Genomic DNA, 15,515 nt, shown 5'->3' with positions numbered 1-15,515 from the left:
GGCCACGGTGCCGATTTGGCGATGCCCTACATTCCCCAATACCGGTAGGTAGAAGCTGCTACCACATAGAGTAGGAGGGTATCCATACCATATGGAAACCCTCCTCTTGCGTTATGCTGCGCCTCAGCTTATGCCAAACCGCTGAGCTGATTGATGAGCTCGGGGTCGCGTGTGGCGCCCTTGTCGGCAGACCGAGCAAATGCGGCGTAAGCCTTGAGGGCTTGAGAGACCTTGCGGTCGCGGTGAGCCACGTAGCCGTCGCCGGCCTCCAGTTCCCGGCGGCGCTCGGCGAACTGTTCGTCGCTCAATTCCACGTTGATGGTGCGAGCAGGAATGTCGATGTCAATCATATCGCCGTCGCGAATCAGGGCGATGGGGCCCTTGTTGGCGGCTTCCGGTGCTACGTGGCCGATGGACAGTCCTGAGGAACCACCGGAATAGCGGCCGTCGGTAATCAGTGCCACATCTTTGCCGATGCCTTTTCCTTTGACGAACGAGGTGGGGTAGAGCATTTCCTGCATGCCTGGACCGCCCTTGGGGCCTTCATAGCGGATGACCAGAGCCTCGCCCTTTTTGAGCTTGTCGCCAAGGATGACTTCGACGGCCTGCTCCTGGGATTCGACGATGCGCGCCGGCCCGTGGAACTTCCAGATGTTCTCGGGCACACCGGCGGTTTTGACCACGCATCCGTCCGGAGCGAGATTGCCGCGTAGAATCGCCAGACCGCCCTCTTTGACTGCTGGGTGGTCGATGTCGTTGATGGCGCCGTGCACGCGGTCGGTGTCCAGACCGTCCGCGAGCGTCTCGTGGGTGAACGGCTCGGGGGAGGTGATGTGGCCTGGGGCGGCGCGGTAGAACTCTTTGGCTTCAGGCAGGCAGGTTTCGCGCATGATGTCCCAATCGGCGAGCTTGGCTTGCAGGCTGGGATAGTCTACGGAATGCACGTCTTGGTGGAGTTTGCCGGCGCGATCCAGTTCGCCGAGGATACCGCAGATGCCTCCGGCCCGGTGCACGTCGGTGATTTCCCAATCACCGGAAGGGCTGGCTTTGCAGATGCACGGCACAGTGTGGCTGATGCGTTCGATGTCGTCGAGTGTGAAGTCTACGTCGGCACTCTGGGCGGCGGCTAGGATGTGCAGCACGGTATTGGTTGATCCGCCCATGGCCACGTCCATCGTCATGGCGTTCTCGAAGGCGTGCTTCGTGGCGATATTGCGCGGCAGAACGGAGTCGTCGTCTTCGTCGTAATAGCGGTGGGCCAGAGTGACAATTTGGTGTCCGGCGCGTTCGAAGAGCTGCTTGCGGTAGCCGTGTGAGGCCAACGTGGTTCCATTTCCCGGTAGCGCCAGTCCCAAGGCTTCCGTCAGGCAGTTCATGGAGTTGGCGGTGAACATGCCGGCGCACGACCCGCAGGTGGGGCATACGGTCTTCTCATAGGCGAGCAGGTCCTCGTCGGAGACGTTGTCGTCGGCGGAGGCGTACATCACGTCGATGAGATCGGTGGTCAGTTCGCTGCCGTCTGACAGTTCGGTGCTTCCGGCTTCCATGGGGCCGCCGGAGACGAAGATGGTGGGGATGTTGAGGCGAAGCGCAGCCATGAGCATGCCCGGAGTGATTTTATCGCAGTTGGAAATGCATACGAGTGCGTCGGCGCAATGCGCGTTGACGGAGTATTCGATGGCATCGGCGATGATGTCGCGGCTTGGCAGTGAGTACAGCATGCCGGTGTGGCCCATGGCGATGCCGTCGTCCACGGCGATGGTGTTGAATTCGCGCGGAATGCCGCCGGCCTCTTTAACAGCCTTGGACACCAAGCGTCCTACCTTGTTGAGGTGGACGTGCCCGGGAACGAACTCGGAGAACGAGTTGGCGATGGCGACGATGGGTTTGCGGCCCAAGTCGTCTCCTGCCACGCCTGCGGCGCGATAGAGTGCTCGGGCGCCGGCGAACATACGGCCGGTCATGATGTTATGTGAGCGCATTTGCATGATTTCAATGTAGCGTACATCGTTGCTGCGCGCCGGCTGCGCCCGCATAGTGGACGTGTGTGGGGCGTGTTGTTGCGGAAAGAGGGTGGGAATCGCTTGCCCTTGAATACCCCTGGGGGGTATAGTATTGTTGATCGGGACAGATGGAATGAGGCGATTATGGCAGTGCAAGTGATTGGCAATACGGTAGTGGTTGTGGCGGCGCTGCTGCTCACAGTGTTCATAGTGTGGTATTTCTTTGCGCCTCGCCGCTCTGAACAGGCGCAACGTCAAGGCGGCGTGCAGACTGCCCGCATTGTAGTGAAAGGCGGTTATACGCCGCAGACGGTGGAAGTGCATGCCGGAACTCCGGTTCGGTTGGAATTCGACCGTCAGGAGGATGGCGAGTGTTCGTCGCACGTCGTGTTCTCCGATCTGGGAATCGATCGGATGCTGCCGGCGTTCCAAAAGACCGTGGTCGAATTTACGCCGACCCACGAGGGTGACCTGCCCTATGCCTGCGGTATGAACATGCTGCACGGCATGGTCAAGGTCCTGCCTGAGCAGTGACGGCATAGGCGAGTTCAGATGTATCAGGATGTATCAGGATGTATCAAGATGTGACGGTTCCAGGTGGGTGCTTGGGATTGTCTAAGATGTGGAAATGGGGTGTTGCAGTATGAAATCAGAGGGTTCTCAGCCATTGGTCACAGGTGATGACAGCGAACGGCGCCGCGAGATAGCGGTACTCAAACGCCGTCTCCTCGTAGCTGTCGTATGTACGCTTCCCGTTTTCGTCTTCGCTATGTTCCATATGTGGATGCATGGTTGGATACCGGACGGCATCATTCGTTTCTTCCTCAACCCATGGGTGCAGTTTGCGCTTGTCACCCCGGTCATGTTCTATTCCGGCTGGCCTATCCACCGCACCGGCTGGCTGGCGCTCGCGCACCGTTCCCCCGAAATGAACTCGCTGGTAGCGCTCGGCACGGCTGCGTCCTATGGCTACAGTGTGGTGGTAATGGTTGCTCCGGGCATACTGCCGGCTGACGCTCGGGAACCGTATTTTGAAACTGTGGGCACCATCATCACCCTCATGCTTGTCGGCCAGTTGATGGAGGCTTATGCCAGGCTGGGCACCGGGGACTCCATTCGTGCGCTTATCGGGCTGAAGCCGAAACGTGCTCGTGTGCTGCGCGATGACGCACCGCTCGAGGTACCTATTGATCAAGTCGCAGTGGGGGATGTCATCCTTATTCGCCCTGGTGAGCAGCTGCCGGTGGACGGTGTGGTGTTGGAAGGCGAGTCCAGCGTCGATGAATCGATGATTTCCGGAGAACCCATGCCGGTAGAGAAGACAATTGGCAGCGAGGTGACCGGAGCCACCATGAACGGCACGGGATCATTCATGTACCGAGCTACCAAGGTGGGCGAGGAAACGATGCTGGCGCAAATCATCGGTTTGGTGCGTGCCGCGCAAACCTCAAAAGCGCCCATCCAGCGGTTGGCGGATCGCATTTCCGGCTATTTTGTGCCGGGAGTCATGCTCATTGCCATTTGGACGTTTGTGGTCTGGTGGATATGGGGGCCTGCGCCGCAAGGGGTGCACGGGTTGGTGGCAGCGGTGGCTGTGCTGGTCATCGCCTGCCCCTGCGCTCTCGGTCTTGCCACGCCGCTATCCGTCACTATCTCTACGGGCAAGGCTGCACGGTTCGGTGTGCTTATCCGTTCGGCTGCTGCTCTTGAGACAGTGCGCGGCATCGACACCATAGTGCTTGACAAAACCGGCACCATCACCCAAGGAAAACCACGATTGGTGGGTGTGCAGGTGCTCGGCGACTGGGGACTGGGCGACGGTGCGAATGGCGAAAGATTGAGCGAGGATGAAGTGTTGCGTATTGCCGCATCTGCTGAGCAGCGTTCTGAACATCCGCTCGCCCAGGCTGTGCTGGTCGCCGCGCAGGAACTTGGTCTGCAGATTCAGCCGGCAGAATCATTCGAAGCTATTCCCGGTGGCGGAGTATCGGCGCGGGTTGACGGACGGCGTGTGATGATCGGCAACGCAGAACTGATCGAACCGGGAGTCGATACGGGGGCTTCTGGCCATGCTGAACAGGTGATGCGGCAGAGCGCTGAGCGTGGAGAGACTCCGGTGCTGCTGTCCCTTGACGGGCAGACGGTGGCCGTGTTGAGTGTGGCGGATACCGTCAAACCCGATTCGGCTCAGGCGGTACGGTCGCTGATGAATCGTGGCATTGACGTGGTCATGCTGACCGGAGACAACGAGCGCACTGCCCGCGCCGTGGCGAATCAAGTCGGTGTCACCAGTGTGGTGGCTGGCGTGAAGCCGGAACGCAAGGCTGCTGAAGTGGAACGGTTGCAGCGGCAGGGGCGTATGGTGGCCATGGTTGGCGACGGCATCAATGATGCGCCTGCATTGGCTCAGGCCGACATTGGTTTTGCCATCGGCACCGGCACCGACGTGGCCATTGAAGCCGCGGATATCACGCTGGTTTCCGGCTCCTTGCAGGGCGTGGTGACCAGCGTCGACCTTTCTCGCGCCGCAATGCGCAACATCAAGCAGAACCTGGGCTTTGCATTCGGATACAACGCTATCGGCATACCGGTGGCGGCGGGTGTGCTGTACCCGTTCTTCCATGTGACGCTCAGTCCCATGATCGCAGGTGCCGCCATGGCGTTCTCTTCACTGTCAGTGGTCTTGAACGCCAGCAGGCTCAACCGTTTCGACCCAGCGAGCGTAACGCCTAGGCGCCTCGCTTTTGCCAGGCGGCGGACGCTTGACGAAGCGAATGTACGCCAAGCCGGGGCGACCGGCGGGCGGCATGCGGTCGCTGCGCAATCCGACGGTACTCGGAGTGTATCGCAATCCGCAGGCTCCGAATATGATGGGAATGTGGCCAGTGGCGCTCGCGACGCAGGTCCGGTCTCCTCGCTCCAACGTGCCGACGTGTCATCCGACGCATCAGCGCTCAAACAATCCCAACAATCAGAACAGTTCGAGAAAGGAACTCCTATGAACATGAACACTGAGACAAGCACTGTCAAAGACCCTGTATGCGGCATGATGATCGACCCCAAGACTGCTGCCGCAAGCCAGGAATACCAAGGCAAGACCTACTATTTCTGCGCTCAGGGCTGCGCCGACAGTTTTGCCGCCGACCCGGCAAAATACGCCGCCTGATCACGTCCGAGTTCGCTGTTCGCCACCTTTGCCTTGAACGGGCAGGGGTGGCGAACGTCGTACTGGACCTGCCGAATCCGGGTGTTGAAGAGCGAACAATGTGCATGATTTCCTAAAATGCGCAGAAAGCATTGCTTTTTGGAGCAATCTATTCTACGCTCAGAGAGAATTGATGGACAACACCCGGAGGGTGATATGAGTAAGAGTTCAGCGGTGAGTGAGACGCAAGAGCCCCGAGTGCAAGCCAGCGGCAGTGAACAACGCACGTCGATGTGGCCATACGTTCTCATGGTATTTGTCACGCAACTGGAATTCGGCGCAGCGCTCGCTGTATTCCCCGCAGTAAGCCGCACGTTCGGCGTTTCGTTCTCGAACGTGCTGTGGTTTATCGGTGTGTATGCGCTCGGCATGGCAGTGAGTGTTCTTGCAGTGGCTCCATTGTCCGTCAAATACGGTGCCAAGCGCGTCGTGCTCATCGATGCGGCACTGTGGATTATCGGCTGTCTGGTCGTGGCGATTGCGCCGAATTATGTGCTCGTTTTGCTGGGCCGTCTCCTGCAGGGCATTGGTGCGAGCGGTGTCCTTGTTATTGCGTCGAAAGTGGCGTTTGAGCGTGCCGGCGACAATCAGCAAGGCCGTAAGATGTCAGTGATCGGCATGGTGTCCGGCGTTGCGCTCGTGGTCGCTCCGCTCGTCTGCGGTGCGCTGCTGGTCAAGGCCGACGCATGGCGGATGTTCTACAAAGCGGTGCCGCTGCTGATGCTGGTGGTGTTCGCCCTGGCATGGTGGCGTCTCGACAGTGGAACTGGCAGTGCCCGGAACCAGGATGGGCGAGATGGCAATGACGGCCGAGCTGGACACGATGTGCCCTTTGTGTTCCGCGACTTGTTCCGCAGCAAGTTTTATGTGGTATTGCTGGCGATTGCTTTCTTGGGCGGCATGATGGTGGCGGTGCTGGCCTATGTTCCCACCTACGCGCAGACCGTGTTCCTTATGAAGCCCAAGGCTGCGGCCCTGCTGTTGTTGCATGTGGGGCTTGGCGCGCTGCTGGGCGCCTGGCTCGGCGGTGTGATGAACGACAAGAGTGGCGCGCGAACTGCGCTGATAGTGGCGTCGGCTGTCGTCGTTGTAGCGACGTTGTGCATGGTGGTGACTGTGGAGAACAAGACCATAGCCAAGTTCACCCTTGTGCTGCTGGGCGTGGGGCTCGGTGCGCTGCTGGGTGCCCCGTTGCAGACGGTCGCTTCGCAGGCGGGTGGCCTGCAGGGGCGCGCACACTCCCTGAGCATGATGACGGCTGTGGGAGCGGCCGGCCTGGCTTTGGGGCTGTTGGTGTTCGGTGCGGCGCGAGGTGCTCTGAAGGTGGGTTCGTTCCGCAACATGTTCATTGCGCTGGTCATTAACGCGTTCATTGTGCTGGTGGCATCTATGCTGAGCCCCAAGCGCGAGGAAAAGGCGGTTTGCTAGGGTCTCGACTCCACCCCAAGGCAATGCTGAACGAATGTGGGAACACGCGCATACTGAAGTTTTGCTCCGTGAGCCTGCCCGGCGAACGGGTGCGGAATATCAGTACGTTCGCCAAGCTTACCCAACCGTTACCTTGCTGAGACACAATGGTGTATAAAGTGCACGTCAGGTAAGGTGAAGCATGGCAAAAATTCTGATTGTGGAAGACGACCCCGACCTTGCGGCCGTGCTGCAGGATGCGCTCAACCACGAAGGCTACCGCACCAGGGTGGCAGCCACGGGAGTGGAAGCGCTCACTGCGGTGACACAGGATGAGCCGGATCTGCTCCTGCTCGACCGCGACCTGCCGGTCTTGAGCGGTGACGAAGTGCTCAACACGCTCAAACGGCTGAGCATCCCCGCCAAAGTACTGATGCTGACCGCAGCCGGCAGCATCGACGACCGTGTCCAAGGGCTGGATATGGGCGCGGATGACTACCTTCCCAAACCGTTCGCCTACCCGGAACTGCTCGCCAGGATTCGCGCGCTGTGCAGAAGAGAGACCTCGGGTGCTGCCGTGGTGCTCGAGCGTGGCAGGCTCAGCGTAGACACCGCCAGACGATTGGTCTATTGCGACGGGCAGCCGGTGTATGTGACGCCGAAAGAGTATGCGCTGCTTGAAGAGCTGATGCACGCCGACGGTGGTTTTGTCAGCACTGCGGAACTGTTCGATCTGTTGTGGGAGCCGAGCGACGGCGCGCAATATGAGGTGGTGAAGACGGCTGTGTACGGGCTTCGCCGCAAACTGCCGGATGCCGGTATCATCGTTTCGAGCCGAGGGCAGGGGTACCGCATACCATGACGCAGAAAGCAGCCGACGGCATGCCCAGGCCGGGCGTGAGTTCCGGTGCGTCTGGCGCCGGTTCTAGCGCAACCTCTGGTTCCGACGCAAGCGCCGGTTCTGACCTAACCTCCGGTATCACCGCAACCCCGAAACACGGCCGCCGCATTAGCCTGCGCGTCAAGCTTGCTCTGGGCATGGGCGCGCTGTTTCTGGTCATGATGGCGCTGGTGGTCGTCGTGCAGAACGCGCTGCTGAACCACGCGTTCAATCAGGAAATCTCGCAGATGAGCATCTCGGTAGAGAGTAAGGGAGACTCCGTCGGTGACGGCGGCGAAGCTGGTAAGACCAGCGGCAAAATCGACGGCGAAACCGGCGGTAGCGAGGGCAGTGCTGACACTGGTTCCAGCGCAGACAGCGTCACCAACTCCGGCACCGATTCCAATGCGATGTGGGAAGGGAAAGCCGGCGACGGCGCGAGGGGAGCGCCAGCCGACCCCAAAAGCGCGACGGTGTGCAGCGGCAGCGATTGCGGCCCTGCCGGCTCGTACGTGGTGGATAGTCGCGACGGCGTCGTCAAAGGCGCGGTCATCGACGCCAAGGATTCCATCGTACGCAGCATGCAATACTGGTCGCTCGCCATTTTCGCAGTGTTTTCCGTGCTGGCGCTCGCGCTCGTGTGGTCGCTTTCCGGGCGTATGACGGCGCGGTTGGGTTCGGTCAGCGCCCAAGCCGCGCGGCTGGACGGCGCGTCCCCAGGCGCCAGAATTGAGGTGACGCGCCTCTCCGCCCGGGGCGGCGACGAAGTGGACGATCTGGCCGATTCACTCAACGGCATGCTCTCCCGTATCGATCAGGCCTCCAGCCGGCAGCGCAACTTCGCGCGCAATGCCGCGCACGAGCTGAAGACCCCGGTGGCCACCATCGGCACAAGCCTGGAATCGCTGGTCAGCCAGCACCGTCTGAGCGAGGACGTGGAGCCGACGGTGCATCGTGCCATCGCCGCCAATCATAAGAGCGCGCATCTCATCGAGAGCCTGCTGACACTGTCGCGCGTGAGTGAACGGAGCGTTTCCGAAGAGTTGGACACGAGCCGAGTCTCGCTGCGCGAGTGTCTGAACGCAATACTGGAAAATTGCCGCGGGGAAATAGCCAAGAAGCACATTGTGGTGGATATGAGCGGTGTTGCCGACGTGGAGGTGAGTACCAGCCCGGACTATCTCGATATTCTGCTCGACAATCTGATTCGCAACGCCGTGGCATATAACGTTGACGACGGGCGGATATGCGTATCGACCGATGGCATAAGCGCTGCCGGGCAAGATGACGCTGATGTTGGCGCACTGTCGCTGACGATAGAAAATACGACGGATATCGTTCCGGATTCGTCTTCGGCCCCGCAGCTGCAAACCCAACTCGCCCAGCCGTTTTATCGCGGCAGCCTCACCCGCATGTCAGGCCGTCCCGGGCACGGTTTGGGGCTTTCTATCGTGCAGCAAATCGCGCAAGCGCTGGGAGTGTCTGTGGTGTTTTCTTATCCAAGCCCTACTGCGTTCTGCGCGACGATTCGCTTTCCCGATGTGCGCGTGTCCGAGTGCGAGTAATTGGATGCGTGGATAATGCCGCCAACGATGCTGTTTTACAGCGTTCCCTGTACGCTGGAAGGCAACCATTTTTACGTGAGGTAAAGGATTGCGGACGTTGGTATGTCAAGCATCTATAGCTCCTGGATTTGGGTAGATGAAGGGATATCTGAGTAATGGTGGGAAGGCAATCACTGGGCTTTCTGCTCGGGGGTATGCTTCGATCAAATTATTGCTGCAACGTGATTGAACTGTACCCATCTTTCCGTGGGTTCTCTGGTAATGGGTACATTTCGTTCAAATTATCGCCGGAAAGTGATTGAACTGTACGCACCTTTCCGTGGGTTCTCCGGTAGTGGGTACGTTTTGTTCAGATTCTTGGCGGAAAGTGATCGAACTGTACCCATAACGGAAGTGTGTGGGGTATGGGCATATATGAATCATGCGTGATGATGCGCACGGCCTCGTTCTCAGTGTGGTGGGTGAGCGTCGGGTAACGGCGGCATGTACGTAGCGCTCACATGGAGTCGGCTTTACTGGGGATGTGCAACACAATCCAAGTACAAGGAGTAACATCATGCACAACATCAAGAAGAATACGGTGAAGAAGCGTACGCGATTGGCTATCGTAGCGGCTCTGGCGCTCTGCGCTGTCGCGTTCCTGTCGGTCGTGGCGGCCACCAAAGTTTCGGCCAACGATATCGGTCAATGGGTGCAGTCCGCATCTGGAATCACTGTCGCTGATGATAAGGTGCTCGTAGACGGCAAAGAGGTCACCGGGCCGACCGCTCAAGAAATCGCAAAAGGGAAACCCAACACCTCGAGCAAAGCCGACGCTGAGCGCTATCGCGATTGTTTGCGGGGGCAGGGCCTGCCAGCGGTGATTCAGGACGACAACAACGTGGTTTTCGAAGGCGGCATGTCTGAAGGCAAGGAGATTCCGGGCGGCGGTATGTCGGCGGGAATGTCGAGCGACGGTGAGGGAGCTGAGATGCAGCGCGCCATCGATTCGTGCAAAGTGCAGGTCCCAGGCTATCGCGAACCGGATCTCAATATTCGCTAACAAGCGCTCCGTCACTGTTTAACAATGAACGGATATGCGGCACTGGCTCCATGTGTAAGCGGTGCCGCATATTTCTGTGCACGGGTCGGTCACTCGAATTGGTTGCAGAAAGCAACGGTGCCGTCGTGGGCGTGAAGCCGTGGATTCTCCGGTAGTGGGTACGTTTCGTTCAGATTTTTGGCGAAAACTGAGCGAAATGTGCCCATAACGGAAGTGTGTGGGGTATGGGCATATGTGGGGGCTGGTGATGATACGCATGGCTCCGTTCTCGGTATCGAAAAGGAGACTAAGGCAGCCGGCGCAGGCATGATGTTGGTGGGTGGCGGGTGCGCTGAAGTGCAGGGGACGTCGGAAAGCGTCACGTCGATTTGCATGGTGGAGGTGGGCAACCGGTACACTGAAGTGCAATGTGGTATACCGCGGCGTTAACTTGGGTGGGGCGTGTGATGCGGCGGCATGAGAAACAAAGAAGTTGGAGAATACTATGGCCGATATCAACACCGGCACAAGTGAAGAGGCTGCATCGTCCAGTGAGAACCAGTGGTACGAACGACAGGTGACGCAAGTGACTACTGGCGACGAGCTGCGTGAGTGCCTGGCCGCCATGTTGGAGCCCACCGACAGCTGCATCATACACACCAGAATGAGTGCGTTCGGTTTTATTCCCGGCTCGGCTATGACTGTGGTGAACGCGCTGAAGTCGGTGGTATCGCACGGCACGATCGTCATGCCCACGCAGAGCGCCGACTGGTCGGATCCTGCGGACTGGGGCTACCCATCGGTGGCACCGGCATTGCTGGACAAAGTTCGTGAGGGGATACCGCCGTTTGACCGTGATCTGACCCCATGCTCGGGTATGGGGGCGGTACCGGAATATTTCCGCACGCTTGATTCGACCGTGCGCAGCAGCCATCCGTTGTATTCGTTCGCCGCATGGGGTTCAGCTGCCCAAGAGGTTTGCGCCGACGGTGAGGCGGATGACGAGCACCGCTTCGATGTGCCGTTTGGCAGCAACAGCCCTTTGCGCAAACTTTACGACGTGGATGCCAAGGTGGTCATGCTGGGCACCGGTTATGACAAGTGCACCGCCTTGCACCTAGCTGAATCCACTATCGGCAGGTCGCTGGGTAGCGAGTCGGCCAAGGTTCGTGACGAGCAGGGGAGAGCTGTGTGGGTGCGGTTCGCCCAGCCTGAGCTTGAGCCCTACGATGATTTCAACGAGTTCGGCGAACAGTTCGAACGCGAACATCCAGATGCCGTCAGCACCGCCATGCTCGGGAGTGGTACGGTGCGCGTGGTTTCCATGAGGGTGATGGTTGATGCCGCGCGCGACTACTGGAAAGCAAAAGATGCTCACCGTCTCCAGCGCGAATCGGTATGATAGTTGGATGCCAGTAGCAGTATGAATGTTTTGCACGCATTTCTTGATATATACACAGCAGATTTATTGTTGCCCACTTATCCACCGCGTGTCGAATTCTTGTACCTTTCGGTCACATTGCTCGATGATGCGTTCCTGCGAAGCTTATATCCGTTGCATTCGGCATATGAACTATTTACACAACCAGACGGCACCGGAGTACGGCATAGGCATGGGTCATTCCTTCGCTCGCTGTCTGGTGCCGTCCACAACTCGTCAGGCGCAGAAGCTTCGTCGGCGCAGGGCTACCGATAGTGGGTACGGTTCGGCAGGATAGGGGACGAGTTCCGGCTGAGGTGGTAGGCTACATAGCAAAGTGTTGATCCGTCTATCAGCGGGGAGTTTCCGGAAGAACGGGCGTGGGCGGGTTCGAGTCGCAGGGCTTGAACCGGTGCGCGTCTTACTAGAACCGGCGGGAGGGCCCGTGAGCCCGGTCAAGCGGTCGCGCTGCGACGAGGCGCGAGACGGTGGCTAGTAACCGGTCTCGAGCTGCAAGCAATAGGCGCGACAAGCGGGGTGGTACCGCGGTCAGTCCGGCAACGGGTTGCGTCGTCCTCGCAGGTAATGTCAACCTGCTTGTTGAGGAGTCACAACATGAGTGAAACCGGCAATTCTTCCACACTATATCCAAAGGCGGCAGCCGGGCAGCAAGGGAGCGTCGCGCCTAACCCAAGTTTCCCCAAACTTGAAGAATCTGTGCTCGACTATTGGGACAAGGACGATACGTTCAACAAGTCTGTGGAGCGCAACCCATCCGGCGACCACAGCGACAACGAATTCGTCTTCTTCGACGGCCCGCCCTTCGCCAACGGCCTGCCGCATTACGGCCACTTGCTGACCGGCTATGCCAAAGACGTCATCCCGCGCTACCAGACCATGAAGGGCCGCAAAGTCAAGCGCGTCTTCGGTTGGGATACCCACGGCCTGCCCGCCGAGCTGGAGGCACAGAAGGAACTCGGCATCGAGTCGGTGGATCAGATCGAGGAATTGGGCATCGAAAAGTTCAACGATGCATGCCGCACGTCCGTTTTGAAGTATACCAACGAATGGCAGGCCTATGTGCACCGTCAGGCTCGCTGGGTGGACTTTGAGCACGGTTATAAGACGCTGGACACCAACTACATGGAGTCCGTCATGTGGGCGTTCAAGCAGCTGTACGACAAGGACTTGGCGTACAAGGGCTACCGTGTGCTGCCTTACTGCCCCAAGGATCGTACGCCGCTTTCCGCCCACGAGCTGCGTATGGACGACGACGTCTATCAGGACAAGCAGGACACCACGGTCGCTGTGGCGGTCAAGCTGCGCGACGAGGACGACGCCTACGCCGTGTTCTGGACCACCACGCCGTGGACCACGCCTACGAACTTCCTCATCGTGGTGGGCGCTGACATCGACTACGTGGAAGTGAAACCCACTGAAGGCGAGTTCGCGGGCAAGAAATTCTACTTGGCCAAGCCACTGGTGAGCAACTACGAGAAGGTGCTCGGTGAGAACTACGAGGTGGTGCGTGAGCTCAAGGGCGCCGACATGGCCGGCTGGCGCTACTGGCCGGTGTTCCCCTTCTTTGCAGGGGATGAGGCGGAATCGCAAGGCCATGTGCCTGGCCCGAACGCCTACCAGATTCTCACCGCCGACTATGTGGACACGGTGGAAGGCACCGGCTTGGTGCACCAGGCGCCCTACGGCGAAGACGATATGAATACGCTCAACGCCAACGGCATCAATTCCATTGATGTGCTCGACGCCGGCTGCAACTTCACTTCCGCTTGCCCCGACTACGAGGGCATGTATGTGTTCGACGCCAACATGCCCATTGTGCGCAACCTGCGCAACGGTGACGGCCCGCTGGCGCGAGTTCCCGAAGAACGCCGCGCTCTGCTCTTCGAGGAGAAGAGCTACGTGCACTCCTACCCGCACTGCTGGCGTTGCGGCACCCCGCTGATCTACAAGCCGGTCTCCTCCTGGTTCGTCAGCGTCACCAAGATCAAGGATCGTCTGCTGGCCAACAACCAGGAGATCAACTGGATCCCCGGCAACGTCAAGGACGGCCAGTTCGGCAAGTGGCTCGCCAACGCACGTGACTGGTCGATTTCGCGCAACCGTTTCTGGGGTTCGCCCATCCCGGTCTGGGTTTCCGACGACCCTGCATACCCGCGTGTGGATGTCTACGGCTCGCTCGATGAGCTGAAGGCGGACTTTGGTGACTACCCGCGCGACGGTGAGGGCAAAGTCAACATGCACCGCCCCTATATCGACAATCTCACGCGCCCCAATCCCGACGACCCCACTGGCAAGTCTCACATGCACCGCATCACAGACGTAATGGACTGCTGGTTCGAGTCCGGCTCCATGCCCTTCGCCCAGTTCCATTACCCGTTCGAGAACAAGGAGTACTTCGAGCAGCATTTCCCGGCGGACTACGTCGTGGAGTACATCGGCCAGACCCGCGGCTGGTTCTATGTGCTGCACGTCATGGCCACCGCCCTGTTCGACCGGCCGGCGTTCAAGAACGTGATCTGCCACGGCATCGTGCTCGGCGACGATGGACAGAAGATGAGCAAGCATCTGCGCAACTATCCGGATGTGAACGGTGTGTTCAACGAGTACGGATCTGACGCCATGCGCTGGTTCCTGATGAGCTCGCCCATCCTGCGCGGCGGCAATCTCATCGTCACCGCCGACGGCATCCGCGACACGGTGCGTCAGGTCATGCTGCCGTTGTGGAGTTCCTACTATTTCTTCACGCTCTATGCCAACGCGGCTAACGACGGCAAGGGTTATGCGGCTCGTCAGCTGCGTGCCGACGAGGTGGCCGGTTTGCCCCGCATGGACCGCTACCTGCTGGCTCGACTGCGCCGCCTGGTGAGCAATGTGGAGCGTTCGCTCGACGACTTCGCTATTTCGCAGGCGTGCGCTGAAGTCCAAGATTTCATCGACGTGCTCACTAATTGGTACATTCGCAACACGCGTGACCGCTTCTGGAACGAAGACGAGCAGGCGTTCAACACCCTGTACACCGTGCTCGAAGTGCTCATGCGCGTCATGGCACCGCTCGCGCCGATGGAAGCCGAGAGCATTTGGCGCGGGCTGACCGGCGGCGAGTCTGTGCACCTGGCAGACTGGCCGTTCCTGGCTGTCAATGAGCAAGGCGCCGGTTGCGCGGCCGATAGTGCTGGCGCCAGCCCCACCGAACTGGGGAAGCTCTTGCAAGACGACCCGGCTCTGGTGGCCGCGATGGAGCAGGTGCGCGAAGTGGTTTCAGGCACGCTCTCCCTGCGCAAAGCCAGCCAGATTCGTGTGCGCCAGCCGCTCGCCAAGCTCACTGTGCTGGTGGACGACCCTGCTGCGCTCGAGCCGTACGAGTCGCTGCTGGTCTCCGAGCTCAATGTCAAAACCGTTGAATTCTCGGCGCTCGCCGACGCTGCTGATCATGGGTTGACTATCGTGCACGACCTGAAGGTCAACGCCCGCGCCGCCGGCCCGCGTTTGGGCAAGCAAGTGCAATTCGCCATTCGTGCCTCCAAGTCGGGGGACTGGGAAGTGAACGCTGACGGGGCTCCCGTGGTGCACACCCCGAACGGCGACATTGCGCTAGAGGCAGGTGAGTATGAGATGGTCAACCAGGTTGAAGAGACCAGCGACGCCGACCGCGAGAGCAACGTTTCCGCAGCATTGCCTTCCGGCGGTTTCGTCATTCTCAACACTGCGCTCAACGATGACCTGCTGGCCGAAGGCTACGCTCGAGATGCCATCCGCGCTGTGCAAGACGCGCGCAAGGATGCCGGCCTTGACGTGGCCGACCGCATCTCGCTGAAACTCACCGTGCCTGCCGCCGATGAGGCGAAGGTCGAGCAGTTCCGCACGCTCATCGCCGAGGAGACACTGGCGACTTTGTTCAGTGTGGTCCCAGATGCTGCAGCTACCGAGCTGGCCGTCAGTGTTGCTAAGGCCTGATGCTTCAATTCTGATGCTTTCAAGCCTTGGGCTTTCAAA

The 15,515-nt window shown here is 59.5% G+C and carries 10 protein-coding genes; 9 read left to right on the top strand and 1 reads right to left on the bottom strand.

Annotation, left to right across the window (positions count from 1 at the left end; all coding sequences use genetic code 11):
* Positions 1-128: 128 nt before the first annotated feature.
* Entirely contained in the window at positions 129-1,988 is a 1,860-nt protein-coding gene (gene ilvD / locus AC3B5A_RS03215) for a dihydroxy-acid dehydratase (RefSeq protein ID WP_489798802.1), read from the bottom strand.
* Positions 1,989-2,147: 159 nt separating this feature from the next.
* Here ilvD and AC3B5A_RS03210 point away from each other — a divergent pair, with 159 nt between their 5' ends.
* The 9 genes from AC3B5A_RS03210 (at position 2,148) to ileS (ending at position 15,476) form a co-directional block, all read left to right on the top strand.
* Positions 2,148-2,537 carry a cupredoxin domain-containing protein gene (locus tag AC3B5A_RS03210; protein WP_489798800.1) on the top strand — a complete coding sequence of 130 codons (390 nt, stop codon included), beginning with the start codon at positions 2,148-2,150 and terminating at the stop codon, positions 2,535-2,537.
* 109 nt (positions 2,538-2,646) lie between these two features.
* Positions 2,647-5,169 carry a heavy metal translocating P-type ATPase gene (locus tag AC3B5A_RS03205; protein ID WP_489798798.1) on the top strand — a complete coding sequence of 841 codons (2,523 nt, stop codon included), beginning with the start codon at positions 2,647-2,649 and terminating at the stop codon, positions 5,167-5,169.
* A 195-nt stretch (positions 5,170-5,364) separates the two neighbouring features.
* Entirely contained in the window at positions 5,365-6,636 is a 1,272-nt protein-coding gene (locus AC3B5A_RS03200; RefSeq protein ID WP_489798796.1) for an MFS transporter, read from the top strand.
* Between the two features lie 181 nt (positions 6,637-6,817).
* Positions 6,818-7,477: a response regulator transcription factor gene (locus AC3B5A_RS03195; protein WP_489798794.1), complete on the top strand. Its 660-nt coding sequence runs from the start codon at positions 6,818-6,820 to the stop codon at positions 7,475-7,477.
* Entirely contained in the window at positions 7,474-9,060 is a 1,587-nt protein-coding gene (locus tag AC3B5A_RS03190; RefSeq protein ID WP_489798792.1) for a sensor histidine kinase, read from the top strand. The genes AC3B5A_RS03195 and AC3B5A_RS03190 overlap by 4 nt, the downstream gene beginning before the upstream one ends.
* A 556-nt stretch (positions 9,061-9,616) precedes the next feature.
* On the top strand, positions 9,617-10,102 hold the full coding sequence (locus AC3B5A_RS03185) for a hypothetical protein (protein WP_489798790.1): 486 nt from the start codon (positions 9,617-9,619) through the stop codon (positions 10,100-10,102).
* 484 nt (positions 10,103-10,586) lie between these two features.
* The gene (locus AC3B5A_RS03180) at positions 10,587-11,483 is read left to right on the top strand and encodes an AAC(3) family N-acetyltransferase (protein ID WP_489798788.1); all 897 of its coding nucleotides are present in this window, start codon (positions 10,587-10,589) and stop codon (positions 11,481-11,483) included.
* A gap of 166 nt (positions 11,484-11,649) precedes the next feature.
* Entirely contained in the window at positions 11,650-11,799 is a 150-nt protein-coding gene (locus AC3B5A_RS03175; RefSeq protein ID WP_489760764.1) for a hypothetical protein, read from the top strand.
* A gap of 317 nt (positions 11,800-12,116) precedes the next feature.
* The gene (ileS, locus tag AC3B5A_RS03170) at positions 12,117-15,476 is read left to right on the top strand and encodes an isoleucine--tRNA ligase (RefSeq protein WP_489760765.1); all 3,360 of its coding nucleotides are present in this window, start codon (positions 12,117-12,119) and stop codon (positions 15,474-15,476) included.
* Positions 15,477-15,515: the final 39 nt, after the last annotated feature.

Source organism: Bifidobacterium sp. ESL1133 (assembly GCF_058107325.1).
The sequence above is the reverse complement of the archived record's forward strand: the minus strand, read 5'-3'. Positions and strand labels throughout refer to the sequence as shown.